General features: G+C 68.4%; 18 protein-coding genes. 15 read left to right on the top strand and 3 right to left on the bottom strand.

The window, feature by feature from the left end; translation table 11 throughout:
• Positions 1–10 precede the first annotated feature (10 nt).
• The 3 genes from FRANCCI3_RS22745 to FRANCCI3_RS22735 are packed head-to-tail and all read left to right on the top strand — an operon-like array spanning position 11 to position 2605.
• The gene (locus tag FRANCCI3_RS22745; RefSeq protein WP_049761148.1) at positions 11–835 is read left to right on the top strand and encodes an oxidoreductase; all 825 of its coding nucleotides are present in this window, start codon (positions 11–13) and stop codon (positions 833–835) included.
• Positions 822–2114, top strand: coding sequence for a Ni/Fe hydrogenase subunit alpha (locus FRANCCI3_RS22740; RefSeq protein ID WP_011438850.1), 1293 nt, complete (start codon positions 822–824; stop codon positions 2112–2114). The genes FRANCCI3_RS22745 and FRANCCI3_RS22740 overlap by 14 nt, the downstream gene beginning before the upstream one ends.
• On the top strand, positions 2072–2605 hold the full coding sequence (locus FRANCCI3_RS22735) for a hydrogenase maturation protease (protein WP_011438849.1): 534 nt from the start codon (positions 2072–2074) through the stop codon (positions 2603–2605). Before FRANCCI3_RS22740 ends, FRANCCI3_RS22735 begins: the two co-directional genes overlap by 43 nt.
• A 49-nt stretch (positions 2606–2654) precedes the next feature.
• Here FRANCCI3_RS22735 and FRANCCI3_RS22730 read toward each other — a convergent pair whose 3' ends face one another.
• A complete protein-coding gene (locus tag FRANCCI3_RS22730; RefSeq protein WP_011438848.1) occupies positions 2655–3800 on the bottom strand; it encodes a site-2 protease family protein in 1146 nt (381 codons plus the stop codon).
• A 78-nt stretch (positions 3801–3878) separates the two neighbouring features.
• Positions 3879–4301: a TOBE domain-containing protein gene (locus FRANCCI3_RS22725; protein ID WP_011438847.1), complete on the bottom strand. Its 423-nt coding sequence runs from the start codon at positions 4299–4301 to the stop codon at positions 3879–3881.
• A 2241-nt stretch (positions 4302–6542) separates the two neighbouring features.
• On the opposite strand from FRANCCI3_RS22725, the gene FRANCCI3_RS22720 reads away from it, so the two are divergent.
• A complete protein-coding gene (locus FRANCCI3_RS22720; protein ID WP_041258067.1) occupies positions 6543–6770 on the top strand; it encodes a hypothetical protein in 228 nt (75 codons plus the stop codon).
• Positions 6771–6898: 128 nt separating this feature from the next.
• On the opposite strand, the gene FRANCCI3_RS22715 is transcribed toward FRANCCI3_RS22720, so the two are convergent.
• A complete protein-coding gene (locus FRANCCI3_RS22715) occupies positions 6899–7336 on the bottom strand; it encodes a hypothetical protein (RefSeq protein ID WP_011438844.1) in 438 nt (145 codons plus the stop codon).
• Between the two features lie 742 nt (positions 7337–8078).
• Here FRANCCI3_RS22715 and nifV point away from each other — a divergent pair.
• The 11 genes from nifV (at position 8079) to FRANCCI3_RS22660 (ending at position 18715) form a co-directional block, all read left to right on the top strand.
• On the top strand, positions 8079–9284 hold the full coding sequence (nifV, locus tag FRANCCI3_RS22710; protein WP_035729057.1) for a homocitrate synthase: 1206 nt from the start codon (positions 8079–8081) through the stop codon (positions 9282–9284).
• A 201-nt stretch (positions 9285–9485) separates the two neighbouring features.
• Entirely contained in the window at positions 9486–10349 is an 864-nt protein-coding gene (nifH, locus tag FRANCCI3_RS22705) for a nitrogenase iron protein (protein WP_011438842.1), read from the top strand.
• A 43-nt stretch (positions 10350–10392) separates the two neighbouring features.
• Positions 10393–11853, top strand: a complete 1461-nt coding sequence (gene nifD, locus FRANCCI3_RS22700; RefSeq protein WP_011438841.1) for a nitrogenase molybdenum-iron protein alpha chain — start codon at positions 10393–10395, stop codon at positions 11851–11853.
• A gap of 67 nt (positions 11854–11920) precedes the next feature.
• On the top strand, positions 11921–13477 hold the full coding sequence (nifK, locus tag FRANCCI3_RS22695) for a nitrogenase molybdenum-iron protein subunit beta (RefSeq protein ID WP_011438840.1): 1557 nt from the start codon (positions 11921–11923) through the stop codon (positions 13475–13477).
• Between the two features lie 208 nt (positions 13478–13685).
• Positions 13686–15056 carry a nitrogenase iron-molybdenum cofactor biosynthesis protein NifE gene (gene nifE, locus FRANCCI3_RS22690; protein WP_011438839.1) on the top strand — a complete coding sequence of 457 codons (1371 nt, stop codon included), beginning with the start codon at positions 13686–13688 and terminating at the stop codon, positions 15054–15056.
• A complete protein-coding gene (locus tag FRANCCI3_RS22685; RefSeq protein ID WP_011438838.1) occupies positions 15056–16783 on the top strand; it encodes a nitrogenase component 1 in 1728 nt (575 codons plus the stop codon). The genes nifE and FRANCCI3_RS22685 overlap by 1 nt, the downstream gene beginning before the upstream one ends.
• Positions 16777–17211 carry a nitrogen fixation protein NifX gene (nifX, locus tag FRANCCI3_RS22680; protein ID WP_011438837.1) on the top strand — a complete coding sequence of 145 codons (435 nt, stop codon included), beginning with the start codon at positions 16777–16779 and terminating at the stop codon, positions 17209–17211. Before FRANCCI3_RS22685 ends, nifX begins: the two co-directional genes overlap by 7 nt.
• A complete protein-coding gene (locus FRANCCI3_RS22675; protein WP_011438836.1) occupies positions 17208–17651 on the top strand; it encodes a NifX-associated nitrogen fixation protein in 444 nt (147 codons plus the stop codon). Before nifX ends, FRANCCI3_RS22675 begins: the two co-directional genes overlap by 4 nt.
• Positions 17641–17907: a CCE_0567 family metalloprotein gene (locus FRANCCI3_RS22670; protein ID WP_011438835.1), complete on the top strand. Its 267-nt coding sequence runs from the start codon at positions 17641–17643 to the stop codon at positions 17905–17907. The genes FRANCCI3_RS22675 and FRANCCI3_RS22670 overlap by 11 nt, the downstream gene beginning before the upstream one ends.
• Entirely contained in the window at positions 17904–18359 is a 456-nt protein-coding gene (nifW, locus tag FRANCCI3_RS22665) for a nitrogenase-stabilizing/protective protein NifW (protein ID WP_011438834.1), read from the top strand. The genes FRANCCI3_RS22670 and nifW overlap by 4 nt, the downstream gene beginning before the upstream one ends.
• Positions 18356–18715 (top strand): nitrogen fixation protein NifZ, encoded by a 360-nt coding sequence (locus tag FRANCCI3_RS22660; protein ID WP_011438833.1) that lies wholly within the window; start codon positions 18356–18358, stop codon positions 18713–18715. Before nifW ends, FRANCCI3_RS22660 begins: the two co-directional genes overlap by 4 nt.
• The last annotated feature ends 2 nt before the right edge of the window (positions 18716–18717 follow it).

Raw genomic sequence — 18717 nt, 5'->3', positions numbered from 1 at the left:
GCCGATGCCGATGTCTACGCCGACGCCGACGCCGACCAGCCCAGCCAGGCCCCGGCTCGCCGTCTGGAAGTTCGCCTCCTGCGACGGCTGCCAGCTCACCCTGCTCGACTGCGAAGATGAGCTGCTCTCGCTCGCCGGCGAGATCGACGTCTCCTACTTCCTGGAGGCATCCAGCGCGACCGTCGACGGTCCCTACGACCTCTCCCTCGTCGAGGGCTCGGTCACCACCGAACAGGACGTGGAACGCATCCACCAGGTCCGGGCCGCGTCCCGGCGTCTGGTCACAATCGGCGCCTGCGCGACCGCCGGCGGCATCCAGGCGCTCCGCAACTTCGCCGACGTCGGTGACTTCCTCGCGGCCGTCTACGCCACCCCGGCGTACGTCTCGACGTTGGCGACCTCCACCCCGATCTCCACGCACGTCCGGGTGGACTTCGAACTCCAGGGCTGCCCGATCAACCCTCGCCAGCTCCTCGAAGTCATCAGCGCGTTCCTCGCTCGCCGACGCCCGAACATCTCCTCGTCCGCCGTCTGCACCGAATGCAAACGGCGGGGGACGGTGTGCGTGATGGTCGCGCACGGCACGCCGTGCCTCGGCCCCGTCACGCATGCCGGATGCGGTGCGATCTGCCCGGCCTATCACCGCGGCTGTTACGGCTGTTTCGGCCCGATGGAGAGCCCCAACACCCCCGCGTTGATCCGCCAGCTACGGGTCCTCGGGATGAACGAGGACAACGTCGACCGAGTGTTCCGGACGTTCAACACCGCCGCGCCGGCATTCCGCGACGCCCCCGGCGAGGGTTCGGGAAGCGGTGAGACCGATGCGCGCGACTAGGACCATCGCACCTCCCCCACTCACCAGGGTCGAGGGCGAAGGAAGGCTGCTAATCAAGATCACCGACGGGCGGGTGGACGAGGCCCACCTGAAGATCTTCGAACCGCCGCGCTTCTTTGAGGCGTTCCTCCGCGGCCGGGCCTACACCGAGCCACCCGACATCACCGCCCGGATCTGCGGCATCTGCCCGGTCGCCTACCAGATGAGCGCGCTGGCGGCCATCGAACAAATCTGCGACGTCACGGTCACCGGCCCACCCGCCGCCCTACGGCGGCTCATCTACTGCGGTGAATGGATCGAGAGTCACGCACTACACGTCTTCCTGCTGCACCTACCGGACTTCCTCGGCTACGACAGCGCACTGCATCTTGCCCAGGACCAGCCCGCCCTGGTCAAGCTGGGACTCACGCTGAAGAAGGCCGGCAACACGCTCATGACGGTCATCGGCGGCCGCGCGATCCACCCCGTCAACGCGCGGGTCGGCGGCTGGTACCGGGCACCACGCCGGCGTGACCTGACCGAGCTTGTCGGGCAACTGGAACAGGCGCGAGACATCGCCCGGGACACGGCCCGATTCACCGCCGCCCTGGACTTCCCCGAAGACGAACTCCACCAGACCTTCGTCGCGCTCCACCAACCTGGCGAATACCCCGTTGAGCGCGGCCGGATCGCCTCCACCGCTGGCCTCGACATCGCCCCGGCCGACTACGACCGGCACTTCACCGAAGAACAGGTGCCCTGGTCGAACGCCCTGCACTCGACCCTGGCCGCGGGCGGCTCCTACCTCACCGGACCGCTGGCTCGCTTCGCGCTGGGCGCGGAGCGGCTGGCGCCCGCCGCCCGCGAGACCGCCGCCGAGATCGGCCTGCGCCCACCGGAGCGCAACCCCTACCGCAGCATCATCGTGCGCTGCATCGAGATGGTCCACGCCGCCGACGAGGCGCTGCGGATCATCGCGGACTACACCGAGCCCGACCCCTCCGCGCTGGAGGCCCCGCCCCGGGCGGGAACCGGATACGGGGTCACGGAGGCACCCCGCGGCCTGCTCTACCACCGCTACACGATCGACCACAACGGCACCATCCTCGACGCAAAGATCGTGCCACCAACCGCCCAGAACCAACGTCCGATCGAAGAAGACCTGCGCGGTGTGGTGGAACGCTTCATGAACCTGTCGGAGCCCGAACTCGCCCTGCGCTGCGAACGGGCCATCCGCAACTACGACCCCTGCATCTCATGTGCGACCCACTTCCTGACTCTCCACATCGAACACGGCTGACCGTCATCGGGATCGGCAATCCCTACCGACACGACGACGCCGTCGGCCTGGCAGTCGCGCGGCAGCTACGCTGCACGCTCCCAGCCGGCGTCGACGTACTCGAAGGCGCCGGCGAGCCGACAGGGCTGTTCGCCGCCTGGGAAGGGGCCGACGCCGTCTGGATCATCGACGCCGCCCATTCCGCGGCCCCGCCCGGAACTGTGCACCGCATACCGGCCAACGAGCGCACACTACCGGCGGATCTCGTCGGGCCATCGACCCACGCGCTCGGCCTCGCGGACACCATCGAGATCAGCCGAACACTCGGCTGGCTTCCCCGGCATCTCGTCATCTACGCAATCTGCGGCCATACCTTCTCCGCAGGCCTCGGACTTGACCCCGAGGTCGCGGCGGCGGCCCGAAACGTGGCCGCCGCCATCCGCGCCGAAACAGCGATCTATGCCGCCAGGGAACCTGACGATGCCGCCAGGGAACCCCACGATCTCCGCTGACCGCCGCCAACCGCGGTAGCCGAAGGCCCGCGTTGGCGGTGGGGTTCGGTCACGGGACTTCGCGCGGCCCGGGGGCGGCGTTCATCAGCCACGTCACCGTGCGGCTGATGTCCGACAGGGACAGGATCCCGACGAGTCTGCCTTGATCCATCACCAGGACGCGGTGCTCGGCGCCGGGCTCCATGCGCGGCAGCAGATCCGCCAGCGGGTCGTCGGGACCCGCGATGGTGGTCCGCGACAGTGGCACCATCACCTCGCTTACCGTTACCGTGCCGCTCTTCTCCGGCGGCACCTGCTTGGCGCCGTCCAGGGTCACCAGCCCGACCGGGGCTCCGTTCTCGCCGGTCACCGGGAACGCCGAGTGCCGGTACCGGTACAGCGGGCCGGCCAGCAGGTCCGCGACGGTCAGGGCCGCGGGCACCGTGAGCGGTTTCGTCGTCATGGCGTCATGTACCGGGACGCCGGCGAGCACACCGCGCAACTGCGCCTGCCGTCCCTCGGCGGTGGCGGCCGCGATGAGGAACGAGCCGATCAGGGCCAGCCAGAGCCAGCCGAATCCGCCGCCTCTCATGAACACGAGGAGTCCCAGAACGACGAGCAGCCAGCCGAGGACGCGTCCGGCCGCGGTGGCCCCGGCGGTCGCCCGCAGCCGATCTCCCGTACGCCACCACAGGAAGGCGCGCAGCAGCCGCCCACCGTCGAGCGGAGCGGCGGGAAAGGCGTTGAAGACGGCGAGCAGCAGGTTGATGCCCGCCAGCCAGGCCACCACCTCGATCAGGAGTTCGGGCGCGGACGCCAGGGCGAGCAGCCAGGCGCCCAGCACGAAGAGCCCGCCCAGCAAGAGGCTGACGAGTGGGCCGACACCAGCGATCCGCAGCTCCGCTGCCGGGCTCGACGCCTCCGACTTCAGCCGGGCCACCCCGCCCAGCAGCCACAACACGATGTCGTCCACGGCCACCCCGTTGCGCTGGGCCACCACGGCGTGCGCCACCTCGTGGGCGAGCAGCGAGGCGAAGAAAACCACTGCGGCGGCAAGAGCCGCCACCCAGTACACCACCAGGGCATGGCCCGGGTAGGCCTGTGGGAGGCGGCCCTGCGCGAGGCCGAACGCGATGATGCCGAAGATGAGCAGCACGCTCCAGTGGACCCCGATCCGGACTCCAGCGATCCGTCCCACCACGAAGGTCGCCCGCACAGCGTCTCTCCCCTGTTCGAACGTGCCCCGGGACCAAGACCCGGCTCGACTCCGCGGTTAAGCGCGCAGCCGGCCCCGTCAGGCTGTCGCGAGGGCCACCTCCGTCGACTTGACCAGGGCAGTCACCGAGGAACCCGCGGCCAGAGCGAGGTCGGTCGCGGCGGCCAGGGTGATCGCCGCGGTGAGCACGCCGCCACCGTCGAGGGCGATGTGCACGACGGCCATGGCACCGCCGGTCTCCAGGCTGGATACCGTGCCGCGCAGCCGGTTACGGATGCTCAGACCGTCCACGCCGCCCGTGGCCAGCGCCACCTCGGTGGACTTGATCAGAATCTCGACGGTGGCCCCCACCGAGAGGCCGAGATCCTTGATCGCATCAAGGGTCACCGCGGCGGTGACGGTCTGCCCGCCGGAAAGATCGACGGTCACGGTGCTCATCACCGCACCTTCGGTGATGTCGGTGACGGTTCCGGTCAGTCGGTTGCGGATGCTCAGGCTCATCGGTCCACCTTGTCCTCTCGGGTGCCGCCAGGTGCCGTCAGTCAACTCCTACCCGTCCGTCCGTGCCGCGTACATGCCTCACCTGCAGAAGAGTCGTGCGGAACAGTCGTGCGGAAGGGTCCTGCGGACGAGTGATGTCCGACAGGCGGTCGCGCCTGATCGGTCCGTGCGGGTCGCACCGCCCGCGTCGGGGGGAGCGGGCAGTGCGGTGCCACCGGTTCGCCTACCCCGAACAGGTCGATGTCGACCACCGACCCCGAGAGTCCGGCCTCCCGCACGCAGGCGCCCCGCACCGACAGAACACTGCCTTGACACAACGGATAGGCAGGAAATGTCGCCAGAAGCTCTACTGTTACCCACTGTCATGTCAGACAACACACCTACCTCGCCGCCAGCATGGGCGCCAGGTCACCCGCGCCTGATCCACCCACGTCTGCGACCCAAAGAAATCCCGGCCTCCCTCGGCGGCAGCCCCGCCGATCATCCGACTGGCGTCCACCCCCGCAACAACAGATCATCGTCGTATGACATCGGGCAATCGTGCTGAAGCAACGAAAGCGCACAACATTAAACAACGGCAACTCTCGGCGGACCGTCCGAGCGGCTGCCCCGGGTAGCCGACCGGGTAGCCGAGCCGCGGAGAATCACGATGGCCGATGGCCGGCGGCCGATGGCAACGGCTGCCGACGGTGGAACCGGCGCCTAGGCCGGACTACCCCCAGACTAACCCCCGAGCCAACCTCCGGACTAACCCCGTAGGGGGCTTGCGGAGGGCCTCGTAGGGCTGTTTTCGCTGTACCCGGCTGTCCCCGTCATCCGTATTCCCGACACGCCTGCGGGGAACGGTGTTCAGGGAAGCCGAGAATGTTCCGGGCCATGGCCTACCTCCCGATGAGGGGGCCAGAAGGGGTACCCCCGCTTCCGGTGTCGGACTACCTCGTAGGGGTGCGCATCCCTCGCGCTGGAACCGCCGCTGGAGTGCTCCGGAACGGGCGTCGGTCAACGACGTTGAGGGGACCGTTCCTCCTCGGCACCGCGTTCATGGTCGGCCGGATGTCTGGATGTGCGGCTGGCTGTGCATTGTGATCGGTGCGGCGCGGTCGCCCGATCCGCTCGTCGCGCGGCGGTGGTATCACTGGACCGGTCCGACGAGACGGACTGACCTTCGATAAGCCGGACGAGAAGTGGTCGAGCGGTGATTGCCGTGCTAGCTGATACGCTTTCAACAGTTAGCGCCCGCCTGCTAGCTCGGCTGCCGGCTGGAGTTAGCGCAAGTGCGCGCTCACTCATCACTTGCTATAGCGGCACGCCTGCGCCGGTCGCGGCGCTTGGTCGGTTGGGGGCATGGTTGCGGTATGGAAAAAGGCTTCTCGGTTTCCTGCGGAGCCTTTCACGTACGCGTGGTGTTGGCGGCGTTGCGTCGCGCGACCATCGATCCGGGGTTCGGAGCGTTCCTGTGGGTGGTGCCGCGGACCCCCGTCAGCAGTCGTCGGCTCTCGGCCGGCGATCCGCGGCGGCCGACATCTCTCGGCTGATCGGGGTCAGCCAACCGGGACCTGCGTCGAAGCCCGTGACGGGGCCCGTGACGGGACCTGCGTCGAAGCCCGTGACGGGGCCCGTGACGGGGCCTACGTCGAAGCCCGTGACGAGGCCCGTGACGCGGCCTACGTCGAAGCCTGTGACGCGGTCTGGGCCGAATCCTGCGGCTCCCAGCGGGTGCTCGGATACGCCCGACGCAGTTCGGGGGGCGACGCAGTTCGGGGGGCGACGTCGGCGGCGAACCACTCAAGCTGCTCGCGCTGCCAGTCCACCGGCAGTGAGTCGACGCCGATACCGGTGAGCTGCTGGCCGTACAGTTCCCGGTAGTGGTCATCGATAACAGTCGAACCACCGGATTGCCGGCGTCGAATCCCGCCCGCCTGCCTCCGTCGACGGGGCCGGCCGGAACAACCGGCACCGCGGCCTGACTCCACCCCTGACGCCACGGATACGGGACGCCGGACCGGGCGGCCACCGAAGGCATCCACGTCTGTTCCGGGCGCTCAATGCAAGTGCAGCGGCGTCCGGCGAATGCGAGTGCAGCGGCGTCCGGCGAATGCGAGTGCTCAACAACAATGCGGGGCGCCGGGTAAATACGGGGGCAGGCCGACAGCGCAGGTGCGTTCCGGCAAATGCAAGTGCGCTCCGCGAATGCGGGGGCCGTCCCGGCGATGCGGGATTCGATCGACGGTGCATTGTCTCATGGCGTTCAACGCCAAGCTCAACGGCGAGTTCAATGCCGAAGACGGCGGGTGGCGTTGGAAAACGCCGCCCGCCGTCCCGGTCCGTGCCGCCAACCATGACGGTCAGCCACGATATGGCCACTTCCACTGGGCGATGGCGTGGGCGGAGCGGGACAGCGCCGTCGCCACGATGACGCTTTGTCGCCGTCGTTCCCACGCCGTGGTTCGCGGCCATGATCAAACATAGGCGTGACGAACACGAAGCTGCCGGATTTCCCCCGGTTGACCTGGCGGTCCACCGCCTCCGGCAGCCACGACCAGACACCTCCGTCGCCGACCGTCAGGCCGGCGACGGAGGTGACGGCCACCGGTCGCTTAATGCAGCGGGCGCATGCAGTCCCGGCAGCGGTCGTTCAGAATCGAGAGGAGCTCGACAGCCTTGAGTGAGGCGTCGCGCACCTTCGCGATGTCCTGCGAGGAGTTCAGCCTGACCAGCGCGGATTCAGCTCCGTCGGAGGCGCCCTCCCGGACCGCCTCGACGATCTCTGCCGCCGGTGTGCCGAACTGGAAGAGCAGAACCTCTTTGTCCTGGTAGGACGGTAGTTCCGTGGGCAGGTGCCCGAGACCGATGCCGGCGAGGTTCCGGCTCAGGATCTGCCGCACGTTGGTACCCAATCGGCCATAGCCGCCGATCTCCCGCAGTGTCCCCATGTTGATCCGGAAGACACCGTTGTTGCCTACTACGGTCGCACGCAGGTCCTCCCACGTTCCCGGCGGGTCGGACGGCACGCCGACCATCTGCGTGTCCGTCATCTCTACCATCCCGACTGGCAACCCAAGTACTCCACGTATGCGCGAACCGACACGCCCAGCTCCTTCCGCTCTCCATAGGAAAGCACTGCGTGCTGCCAGGTCGGCGTCGCCCGGCGTCGCCCGGCGGAAAATAACTGTTATCCATAAGATAACCGACTCCTCGGGCGAGGTCCACTCACGACGGACCTTGTCGGTTTCGGAAAAGTTAATCCTGGTGATCGGGATCGCGCGGCGGTCGGGAAGCTGCCAACATGAATGTGAGTCATCTTGTTCATCCGCCGTGACCAGCATCGATAGCGCCGACATCTCTACGTAACATGGCAGGTACCTCGCTGAAACTCTTGTTCGAATGTTCCGATAACATCTCATCTGCACGGGGCGTTTGCTACTGTCATCTACATCGCGCCGACGGAGCTGGGGGATCCCCGTAATCGGGCGATCTTCCTGGCGTACCGTGTGCTCCGGACCACTTCGGCGGCGCGCCCGGGGCTATGTGGGCGGCGCCACGGGGGAAAGTTTCCAGGAAAATTTTAATTAAAGATTTTTCCTTGAGAATATCCTTCGAGGTATCTTTCGGGAGAAGCTTCCAGTCATCCCGACGGAATACCTGTTAACGCCGAAGTTACCGGGGCTTGCAGGGCTGAAATAAACGGCTCCTAGTGTTCTTCGTGTCGCCACCGGACAAACGAAGAACCACTGTTCGGGGGCGATCCCATGGCCTTCTGTTCTCGATCGACGGCTGGTGATGACAGTGCCCGGTCCCCGTTTTCCCAGCTCATCCGCGCCTACGGTCGAGCCGGCCGCGCCGGTCAGGTTTTGCGACACCACCCTGCGCGACGGCGAGCAGGCGCCTGGAGTGGCATTCACCGCAGCCGAGAAACTTGCCATCGCCGCTGCTCTGGACGCCATCGGCGTACACCAGATCGAGGCCGGAATACCTGCCATGGGACCCGCCGAACGGGATGTCCTGCGGGAGATCCTCGCGACGCAACCCCAGGCCGGCGTGGTGGCGTGGTGCCGGGCCGACCGCCGCGACATCGATGCCGCGGTGTCCTGCGGAATTGTCACCGCGCACCTCACCATTCCCGTCTCCGACCTGCATCTGAAGAGCAAGCTGGGCCGGGACCGGGGATGGGCGCGGCGCCGCATCCGCGACTGCGTCTTCGACGCGGCCGACCGCGGGCTGCGATTCAGCGTCGGCCTGGAGGACGCCTCCCGCGCGGACGACAACTTCGTCATCGAGCTGGCCGGCGAGCTGCGCGAGTGGGGCGCCACCCGGATCCGCTGGGCCGACACGGTCGGTCTGCTGGACCCGGTCAGCGCCTACACCCGGCTCGGCCGGCTGGTCCAGGCGGTCCCGGGGGAGTGGGAGATCCACGCCCACGACGACTTCGGTCTGGCGACCGCAAACACCCTCGCCGCGGTTCAGGCCGGATTCACCTGGGTTAGCACCACGGTGCTGGGTCTGGGGGAACGGGCCGGCAACGCCCCGCTCGAGGAGGTGGCGATGGCCCTGCGGCACCTGTTGAAGGTGCCGGTGGACTTGGACACCACCTCGTTCCGCAGGCTCGCGCGGATGGTGGCCCGGGCCGCCTGCCGCCCGCTGCCGGTAGGCAAGGCGGTGGTCGGTGAGTCGGTGTTCGCGCACGAGTCGGGGATCCACGTCCACGGCGTGCTGCGACACCCGTCGACCTACGAGCCGTTCGACCCCGCCGAAGTCGGCGGGCAACGGCGGCTCGCGTTCGGGAAGCATAGTGGCCGGGCCTCGGTGCGTTACGCGCTGGCCCAGTACGGCATCACCGCCGACGACAGCGAGATCGAGCCGCTGCTTGAGCGGGTCCGGACCACGGCGACCCAGACGAAGCGCGGCCTGCACGGCCGTGACTTCCAGGAGCTTCTCGGGCGGGCCGAAGTGCCGGCCCCCCGAGTGGAGGCCCCGCCGTCCTAGGCCGGGTCCGGCAGGACCCGGACCCGGCTGACAGACGCAACGGGGTAGATCAACAACTAACGGTTGTGCCGATGTCCCGGCCAAACCCGGCCGGCGGCACGACTCCAGCCCAGGGGCTCTCGCGGCCCGACCTGCCCGATCGGCGTGGTCGTGGCACCGGTGCCCCCTGCGCTGGGCAACCGTTCCGAGGAGGAACACCGCATGCGCCAGATCGCATTCTATGGCAAGGGTGGTATCGGCAAGTCCACCACCCAGCAGAACACCATGGCGGCGATGGCCGAGATGGGCAAGAAGGTCATGATCGTCGGCTGCGACCCCAAGGCCGACTCGACCCGGCTCATCCTGCATTCCAAGGCCCAGACCTCCGTCATCCAGCTGGCTGCCGAGAAGGGCTCGGTCGAGGACCTGGAGCTCGACGAGGTCCTGGTAGAGGGCCAGTGGGGCATCAAGTGCGTCGAGTCCGGTGGCCCGGAGCCCGGTGTGGGCTGTGCCGGCCGCGGTGTCATCACTTCCATCAGCTACCTGGAGGAGGCCGGCGCCTACGAGGACCTCGACTTCGTCACCTACGACGTCCTCGGTGACGTCGTCTGCGGCGGGTTCGCGATGCCGATCCGCCAGGGCAAGGCGCAGGAGATCTACATCGTCACCTCCGGCGAGATGATGGCGATGTACGCGGCGAACAACATCGCCCGAGGCATCCTCAAGTACGCGCACTCCGGTGGTGTCCGGCTCGGCGGGCTCATCTGCAACAGCCGCAACACCGACCGCGAGGACGAGCTGATCATTGAGCTCGCCCGCCGGCTCAACACCCAGATGATCCACTTCATCCCGCGCAACAACGTCGTGCAGCACGCCGAGCTGCGCCGGATGACGGTCATCGAGTACGACCCGAAGAACGAGCAGGCCGACCAGTACCGGCAGCTCGCCAAGAAGATCGTCGACAACGACATGAAGACCATCCCGACGCCGATCACCATGGACGAGCTCGAGGAGCTCCTCATCGAGTTCGGGATCATGGAGCAGGAGGACGAGAGCATCATCGGCAAGGCCGCCGCTGTCGCCTGACCCTGTCACCTGCTCCGACTCCGTCGAGGATGAGGTCCCGACCATGACGACGACGCCGGCACCTATCAAGGCCGAGACCGAGGCGATGATCGCCGAGGTGCTGTCTAACTACCCTGCGAAGACGGCCAAGTTCCGGGCCAAGCACCTCAAGGCCAACGACCCCGATGGGTCGAAGGAGTGCGAGGTCAAGTCCAACATCAAATCCCGCCCGGGGGTCATGACGATCCGCGGCTGCGCCTACGCCGGTTCCAAGGGTGTGGTGTGGGGCCCGGTCAAGGACATCGTCAACATCAGCCACGGCCCGGTCGGCTGTGGCCAGTACTCCTGGGCCACCCGGCGCAACTACGCCCGCGGCCCCTGGGGCGTGAATAACTTCGCCGCGATGCAGTTCACGACCGACTTCCAGGAGAAGGACATCGTCTTCGGCGGTGACCCGAAGCTGGAGACGGTCTGCGACGAGATCGTCGAGCTGTTCCCGCTGGCCAAGGGGATCTCGGTCCAGTCCGAGTGCCCGATCGGTCTGATCGGCGATGACATCGAGGCGGTTTCCCGCAAGGCCTCGAAGAAGCTCGAGCTGCCGGTCGTCCCGGTGCGCTGCGAGGGGTTCCGCGGGGTCAGCCAGTCCCTCGGCCACCACATCGCCAACGACGCGGTCCGCGACCACGTGCTGGGTACCGGCGGGAACACCTTCAAGCAGACGCCGTATGACGTCGCGCTCATCGGCGACTACAACATCGGCGGCGACGCCTGGGCCTCCCGGAAGATCCTGGAGGAGATGGGCCTGCGGGTCATCGCCCAGTGGTCCGGTGACGGCACGATCAACGAGATGGCCTCGACGCACCTGTCGAAGCTGAACTTGATCCACTGCTACCGGTCGATGAACTACATCTGCACGACCATGGAGGAGCGCTACGGCACTCCGTGGACCGAGTTCAACTTCTTCGGTCCTACCAAGATCGTCGATTCGATGCGGAAGATCGCGGCTTTCTTCGACGACGAGATCAAGCAGAAGACCGAGGCTGCGATCGCCCGCTACCAGGTCCGGTTCGACGAGATCACGAACGCCTTCCGGCCGCGCCTGGAAGGCAAGCGGGTCATGCTCGCGGTCGGCGGACTGCGGCCCCGGCACACCATCGGTGCCTACGAGGACCTCGGCATGGAGGTCGTCGGCACCGGCTACGAGTTCGCGCACAAGGACGACTACACCCGTACTTACCCCGCTCTCGCGGAGGGCGTGGTCCTCTACGACGACCCGACGGCCTTCGAGCTGGAGGAGTTCGCCAAGCGGCTCAAGCCGGACCTGATGGGCGCGGGCGTCAAGGAGAAGTACGTCTTCCACAAGATGGGCGTCCCCTTCCGCCAGATGCACTCCTGGGACTACTCCGGGCCATACCACGGCGTGGACGGCTTCGCGGTCTTCGCCCGTGACATGGACATCGCGATCAACAGCCCGACCTGGGACCTCATGGAGACCCCCTGGTCGAAGGCCGGAGAGGTGTTCTGACCGGCCGGTCCGGCCCCCGCCGGCGGTAGCCGGCAGTCATCAGCCACGGTAGAAGGGAGGATGTCCGGTGACGACGACTCCGGAAACAAACAGTTCCGTCCCGCTGCGGGTCCTCGACCACAGCGAGCTGTTCAAGGACGAGGTCTACCAGAAGCAGTTCGAGGGCAAGCGCGAGTTCGAGAACGGCAGCGACGCCGCCGAGGTCGCCCGGGTCCTGGAGTGGACCCGCGGCTGGGAGTACCGGGAGAAGAACTTCGCCCGGGAGGCGCTGACCGTCAACCCGGCCAAGGCGTGCCAGCCGCTCGGCGCGGTCCTGGCGGGCCTCGGCTTCGAGGGCACCATGCCCCTGGTGCACGGCTCGCAGGGCTGCGTCGCCTACTTCCGCAGCCACTTCGCCCGGCACTTCAAGGAGCCCGTCCCGGCGGCATCCTCGTCGATGACCGAAGACGCCGCCGTCTTCGGCGGGCTGAACAACCTGGTCGAGGCGCTCGAGAACGCGACCACCCTGTACAAGCCCAAGATGGTCGCGGTCAGCACCACCTGCATGGCCGAGGTGATCGGGGAGGACCTGTTCGCCTACATCGGCGCGGCGCGGGACAAGGGCGCGATCTCCGCCGACTACCCGGTGCCGTACGCGCACACGCCGAGCTTCGTGGGCTCGCACCTCACCGGCTACGACAGCATGCTCAAGGGCATCCTGGAGCTCCTGAGCAGGACAGCGGACGCCGACAAGGTCGAGTCCCCCGGGAAGCCCCGGCTGAACATCGTGCCCGGCTTCGAGACCTACGTCGGCAACCACCGCGAGTACCGCCGCATCCTCGAGCTGATGGGTGTCGACCCCCTGATCCTGGGCGACCACAGCAGCTCCCTGGACTCGCCGGCGACGGGTGAGTACGAGCTCTACCCAGGTGGTACCCCGCTCGCCGAGGCCGCCACGGCTCGGTTCAGCCGCGCTACCGTGATGCTTCAGGAGACCACCACCCGCAAGACGACGGAGTTCGTCCGGGACGGGTGGAAGCAGGAGACGGTGGTGCTCGAGACCCCTATCGGGGTGAAGAACACCGACCGCTTCCTGACTGAGGTGGCCCGCCTGGCGGAGGTCGAGATCCCGGCCGAGCTCACCGCCGAGCGTGGCCGCCTGGTGGACGCGCTCACCGACTCGCATGCCTATCTGCACGGCAAGCGGGTCGCCATCGCGGGTGACCCTGACCTCGTCATCGCGATGACCGGCTTCGCCCTCGAACTCGGGATGATCCCGGTCCACCTGCTGAGCACGAACGCCGACAACTCCTTCGCGCCCAGGCTGGAGAAGGTCCTCTCGACTAGCAAGTTCGGCGAGGCGGCGACCGTCTGGCCGGGCAAGGACCTCTGGCACCTGCGGTCGCTGGTCTTCACCGAGCCGGTCGACCTGCTCATTGGGAGCTCGTACCTGAAGTACATCTCCCGGGAGGCGAACGTGCCGCTGGTCCGGGTCGGTTTCCCGATCTTCGACCGGCACCACCTGCACCGCTTCCCGATCGTCGGCTACACCGGCGGTCTGCACCTGCTCACCCAGCTCGTCAACACGGTGCTCGACGAGTTGGACCGCACCAGCCCCGACCACAGCTTCGACGTCGTCCGCTGAGCGTCCGACCGGGCACAGCTGTGGCCGGTCCGGCTCCCGGCCGGATCTGAACGTGGTCGGCCGGCCGCACCCACCGCGCTCCCTGCGACCGGCCGACCACCCCGCCGTGGGGTCGATCGATCACCTCCCGGATCGATCGACCCCTCGCCCCCGTCTCACCTCTTTCAAGAACCGTGCCCGTAGAACCGCGTCCTTCCGAGGATGGCCCATGGCAGCCACAGAACGCGTCGCGCTGTTCACCGAACCGGCCTGTAACCACAACAACGCCAAGAGCACCAAGGCCCGCAAGGCGGGTTGTCCCAAACCCAAGCCCGGGGGCACTTCCGGAGGCTGCGCCTTCGACGGAGCCATGATCACCCTCGTCCCGATCGCCGACTGCGCTCATGTGGTCCACGGCCCGATCGGCTGCGCGGGCAACTCGTGGGACGGCCGAGGCAGCCTGTCGTCCGGGCCGGTGCTCTACCGGCACGGCTTCACCACCGACATGGCCGAGAACGACGTGGTGCTCGGGGGGGAACAGCGCCTGTTCGACACCATCCTGGAGGTCGTCGAGCGGCACTCGCCGCCAGCGGTCTTCGTCTATTCGACCTGCGTCACCGCGATGATCGGAGACGATCTCGACGCGGTGTGCGCGGCTGCCGCCGCCGAGTCCGGGGTGCCGGTGATCCCGATCCACTCGCCCGGGTTCGTCGGCAGCAAGAACCTCGGCAACCGGCTCGCCGGCCAGGCCCTGCTCGACCACGTGATCGGCACCGTTGAGCCGGAGCTCACCACCGACCGGGACGTCAACCTGATCGGTGAGTACAACATCGCCGGGGAGTTGTGGGACGTCCTGCCGCTGCTGTCCCGGCTGGGCCTTCGGGTGCAGGCGTGCATCAGCGGTGATGCCCGCTACCGTGACGTCGCCGCGGCCCATCGGGCCAGGGCGACGATGGTGGTCTGCTCGCGCGCGCTGCTCGGACTCGCCCGTGGCCTGCAGGAACGCTACGGGATCCCGTGGTTCGAGGGCAGCTTCTACGGCACCCGGGCGATGGGCGACACCCTGCGCGGCTTCGCCCGCCTGCTCGAGGACGACGAGCTCTCCCGCCGCACGGAGGAGCTCATCGCTGTCGAGGAGGCGGCCGTCGCCGTCGCACTTGAGCCGTACCGGCGCAGGCTCGCCGGGCGTAAGGCGGTGCTATACACCGGCGGGGTCAAGAGCTGGTCGATCGTGTCCGCGCTGCAGGACCTCGGCATCGAGGTGGTCGGCAGCGGCATTACCAAGAGCTCCGACGGCGACGTGGACAAGATCCGCGAGCTGCTCGGCGACGCAAAAATGATCAAAGAGGGCAGTCCGCGCGAGCTGCTGCGGGTCGCCGAACAGACCGGGGCGGACATCCTCGTCGCCGGCGGCCGCAACCAGTACACCGCGCTGAAGGGCCGGCTGCCGTTCCTCGATATCAACCAGGAGCGGCATATCCCTTACGCCGGCTACACCGGGATGGTCGAGCTCGCCCGGCGCCTCGACCTGGCGATCGCGAGCCCGGTCTGGGAGCAGGTCAGCCGGCCCGCTCCCTGGGACCTGGTCGGAGCCCGCTGATGGCCGAGATCGTGACCGGAGAGCGGCAGGCGACGATCGACCCGCTCAAGCACAGCCAGCCGCTCGGGGGTGCGCTGGTCTTCCTGGGCCTCGCCGGCTCGCTGCCGATCATGCATGGTGCGCAGGGGTGCGCGTCATTCGCCAAGGCCCTGCTCACCCGGCATTTCAACGAGCCGATCCCGCTGCAGACCACCGCGATCACCGAGGTGACCGCGGTCCTCGGCAGTGGTGAGGCGATGGTGGAGACGCTCGATGCCATCCGGAAGAAGCAGCGGCCGGAGATCATCGGCCTGCTCACCACGGGGGTCACCGAGGTCAGCGGCGAGGACGTCGGCGGCCAGCTGCGCAAGTACCTCTCGGCCTGGAACGAGACCGACTCGAGCGGGCCGGAGGCGGGCGCGAACGGCTCCGCCCCCGGCAGGGCCCCGCTGATCGTCGGGGTCTCCACCCCGGACTTCATCGGGGGGCTGTCCGACGGCTGGTCGGCCGCGTTGGAGGCGCTGGTCCGAGCGGTGGTGCCGGCAGAGCATTCCGAAACGGAGCCTTCCGAAGCGAGATATTTTACCGGGCGCACCGCCTTCATCGCGGCCAGCGCTCCCGTAACGCATCTCACTACCCCCGGGTCCGCCGGGTCCGCCGAGGCTGCCAGGTCCACCAGGTCCACCAGGTCCACCAGGTCCGCCAGGTCCCTGGGGTCCGCCGAGGCTGCCAGGTCCACCAGGTCCGCCAGGTCCCTGGGGTCCGCCGCCCGACGGGTGGCGGCGGCGGACGGTGGTGCTCTGGACCCGCGCCAGCTCGCCGTCCTGGTCGGCCCGTCCCTGACGGCGGCCGACCTCGACGAGCTCGGTGAGTTGATTCGCGCGTTCGGGCTCGACCCGGTACTCGTCCCCGACCTGTCCGGATCGGTGGACGGGCACCTGGCCCCCGCCTGGCAGCCCACGACGACCGGCGGCACCGGGCTCGCGCGGCTGCGGGCGCTCGGTCGGTCGCGGGCCGTGCTCGTCGCGGGTGCGACCGCGGCGGCGGCCGGTGACCTGCTCGCAGCCCGGACCGGCGCCCGGATCCTCCGCCACCGTCATCTCAGCGGGCTGACGGAGATGGACACCTTGGTCACCGAGCTGATCGAACTCACCGGAGCGTCCGCGCCGGCCCGGGTCCGGCAGGCCCGGGCCCGGCTCGCCGACGGTCTGCTCGACACGCACTTCGTCCTCGGTGGCGCCCGGGTCGCGCTGGCAATGGAGCCGGAGACCCTGGTCGCCGTCGGTTCCCTGCTGCACGACGTCGGGGCCGAGGTCGTGGCGGCGGTGTCCCCGACCGCCGCGCCGGTCCTCGCGGACGCGCCCTGGGACGAGGTCGTCGTCGGTGATCTGACCGACCTCGCCGAACGGGCTCGGGCGGGTGGTGCGCACCTCGTCCTCGGTTCCAGCCACGCCCGCGAGGTCGCCGACCGGATTGGCGCCGCGCACCTGCCCGTCGGCTTCCCGATCTTCGATCGGCTCGGCGCGGCGCTGGCCGGTACCGCCGGGTACGCCGGAAGCCTGCGCCTGCTCATCGACGCCGCGAATCGTCTGCTCGATCACGAGCACGTGCACCGCCGTTCCGGGCGGAGGTTCTCCGTGTCCGGCGCGGATGGACAGCCCGCCCACCGGACCGAGATCCCCACCCAACCCGGCTCCGCGGGTGAATCCGATCAACTCGACAACCTGTTCCAGGAGTCTCCGTGTTGAAGATCGCCTTCGCGACCAGCGACGGCACCGCTGTGGATCAGCATTTCGGGTGGTGCCAACGGTTCGACGTGTACGAGGTCGGCCCCGAGGGGGCCAGGTTCCTGGAGACCCGCGCGCTCGACGCGGCGCCGACGGACGAACAGGACAAGATCGAATCCAGGCTCGCCGCGGTCTCGGACTGCGCGATTCTCAACATCAGTGATATCGGCGGGACGGCCGCGGCGAAGGTGGTGAAGGCCCGGGTTCACCCGGTGAAGGTGGTCAAGGGCACCGCCATCCCCGAGCTGCTCCGCCGCTACACCTCGACGCTGGCCGGCAATCCTCCGCCCTGGCTGCGCAAGGTGCTGCGGTCCCACGAGCCGCAGCCGGCGGCGACCTGGACCCGCGGCGGTGCTACGGCTCTGAAGCCCAAGGGGGACGCGGCATGACCGCGAAGACCGGTTTCCTCGGCGACCTGGTCGACCAGCTGCGCGCCGGGGACACCTACGGCCAACTGGAACGGTTCTCCGACGAGGACCTGCTCCGCCCGTTCATCGTCACGCGGGAGCAGCGCCGCGAGATCGCGGTGAACTGCGACATCGACGCCGCCGTAGAGGGCCGGGTGCGCTCCTTTTACCAGGCGGTCGCGGCGGCCACCGAGAAGGCGACCGGGGCGTTCACCACCACCGTGCTCGACCTCAGCCACGAGGGGTTCGGGCGCGTGATCATTTGTGCCGGGCGGCTCGTCGTCCTCTCCGACGCGCTGCGGGACGTGCAGCGGTTCGGCTTCGGCTCCATGGACGAGCTCTCCGCCCGGGGCGAGTCGCTGGTGACCGGCGCGACCAAGCAGATCGAACGATGGAACGAGGTGGCCCGCGATGACTCCTGACGCCCAAGCCGCCGACACCCCGGCCGCCGACGCCCAAGCCGCCGACACCCCGGCAGGGGGCGCCCCGGCCGACACCGAGCTGCGGCTGCGCAAGCTTCGCAGCCGGGCCTCCCAGCTCAAGCTCGACCTGCACGACCTCGCCGAGGACCTCCCGATCGGCTGGGAGGGCCTGCTCGACGCCGCCCGCCGCACCTACGACGCCTATGCGGAGATCGCCCTCCTCGAGGGCCTGCTCAAGAAGGAGACATCGCGATGAGCGTGAGCATGGCCGCCGGCCAGCTGGCGGACTTCCGCCGCTGTTCCACCGCCGAGGAGTACTTCATCCTGCTGGACGTCGACTACGACCCGCGAGTCCTGGCCGTCAACCGGCTGCACATCCTCCGGTACTTCGCCAACCAGCTGGTCGAGCTGCACGACACTCGGACCGAGGCCGGGAACCCGGTGGAGCTGCTGCGGGAGTATCGCGACGCGCTCATCCGCTCCTATGAGGCCTTCACCACCGCCTCCGCCCTGGACCACCGCCTGTTCAAGGTGCTGCAGGACCGCGCTCCGCAGTCGTCGTTCGTGCCCGCGTCGTCGATCACCGTCGAGCGGCTGACCCCGACGGTGCCCCAGCCGTCGGCGCCGTCCGACCCGGTGGAGCCGTCCCAGTCCGCCTGGCCGCACCACGCCGCCGCGTCCGCCGACTACCTGGGTGGAACCCGATGAACAGCACCTACGACGTCGGCGACATCGTGGTCGCCGTCAAGGCATTGCGTAACGACGGCACGTATCCGGACCCGGCGATCGCCGTCGGTGAGGTTCTCGTCGAGGCCGGCACCCGTGGCCAGGTCATCAACGTCGGCCTCTACCTGCAGGAACACATCGTGTACGCGGTGGCTTTCGACCACGGCCGCATCGTCGGCGCGCTGGAACGTGAGCTCGTCTCCCCCGAGCAGTGGCAGCAGGCCGCGGCTGTCGCCGCCGGTACCGCCGCACCCGCCGCGACGACCACCGCGACCTCCTCGGCGACCGCTCCGGCCACCGGCACGGCGACCGCCGGGGGGAAGGAAGGGCGGTCGTGAAG

Source organism: Frankia casuarinae, from assembly GCF_000013345.1.
Classification (GTDB): Bacteria; Actinomycetota; Actinomycetes; order Frankiales; family Frankiaceae; genus Frankia; species Frankia casuarinae.
This window is presented reverse-complemented; position numbering and strand designations above follow the sequence as displayed.

What these genes read in the sequence shown, in the direction of transcription:
- FRANCCI3_RS22745 (WP_049761148.1), top strand. Translation starts at nt 11, where the DNA reads ATGTCTACGCCGACGCCGACGCCGACCAGCCCAGCCAGGCCCCGGCTC.
- FRANCCI3_RS22740 (WP_011438850.1), top strand. Translation starts at nt 822, where the DNA reads ATGCGCGCGACTAGGACCATCGCACCTCCCCCACTCACCAGGGTCGAG.
- FRANCCI3_RS22735 (WP_011438849.1), top strand. Translation starts at nt 2,072, where the DNA reads ATGTGCGACCCACTTCCTGACTCTCCACATCGAACACGGCTGACCGTC.
- FRANCCI3_RS22725 (WP_011438847.1), bottom strand. Translation starts at nt 4,301, where the DNA reads ATGAGCCTGAGCATCCGCAACCGACTGACCGGAACCGTCACCGACATC.
- FRANCCI3_RS22720 (WP_041258067.1), top strand. Translation starts at nt 6,543, where the DNA reads ATGGCGTTCAACGCCAAGCTCAACGGCGAGTTCAATGCCGAAGACGGC.
- FRANCCI3_RS22715 (WP_011438844.1), bottom strand. Translation starts at nt 7,336, where the DNA reads ATGACGGACACGCAGATGGTCGGCGTGCCGTCCGACCCGCCGGGAACG.
- nifH (WP_011438842.1), top strand. Translation starts at nt 9,486, where the DNA reads ATGCGCCAGATCGCATTCTATGGCAAGGGTGGTATCGGCAAGTCCACC.
- nifD (WP_011438841.1), top strand. Translation starts at nt 10,393, where the DNA reads ATGACGACGACGCCGGCACCTATCAAGGCCGAGACCGAGGCGATGATC.
- nifE (WP_011438839.1), top strand. Translation starts at nt 13,686, where the DNA reads ATGGCAGCCACAGAACGCGTCGCGCTGTTCACCGAACCGGCCTGTAAC.
- FRANCCI3_RS22685 (WP_011438838.1), top strand. Translation starts at nt 15,056, where the DNA reads ATGGCCGAGATCGTGACCGGAGAGCGGCAGGCGACGATCGACCCGCTC.
- FRANCCI3_RS22675 (WP_011438836.1), top strand. Translation starts at nt 17,208, where the DNA reads ATGACCGCGAAGACCGGTTTCCTCGGCGACCTGGTCGACCAGCTGCGC.
- FRANCCI3_RS22670 (WP_011438835.1), top strand. Translation starts at nt 17,641, where the DNA reads ATGACTCCTGACGCCCAAGCCGCCGACACCCCGGCCGCCGACGCCCAA.
- nifW (WP_011438834.1), top strand. Translation starts at nt 17,904, where the DNA reads ATGAGCGTGAGCATGGCCGCCGGCCAGCTGGCGGACTTCCGCCGCTGT.
- FRANCCI3_RS22660 (WP_011438833.1), top strand. Translation starts at nt 18,356, where the DNA reads ATGAACAGCACCTACGACGTCGGCGACATCGTGGTCGCCGTCAAGGCA.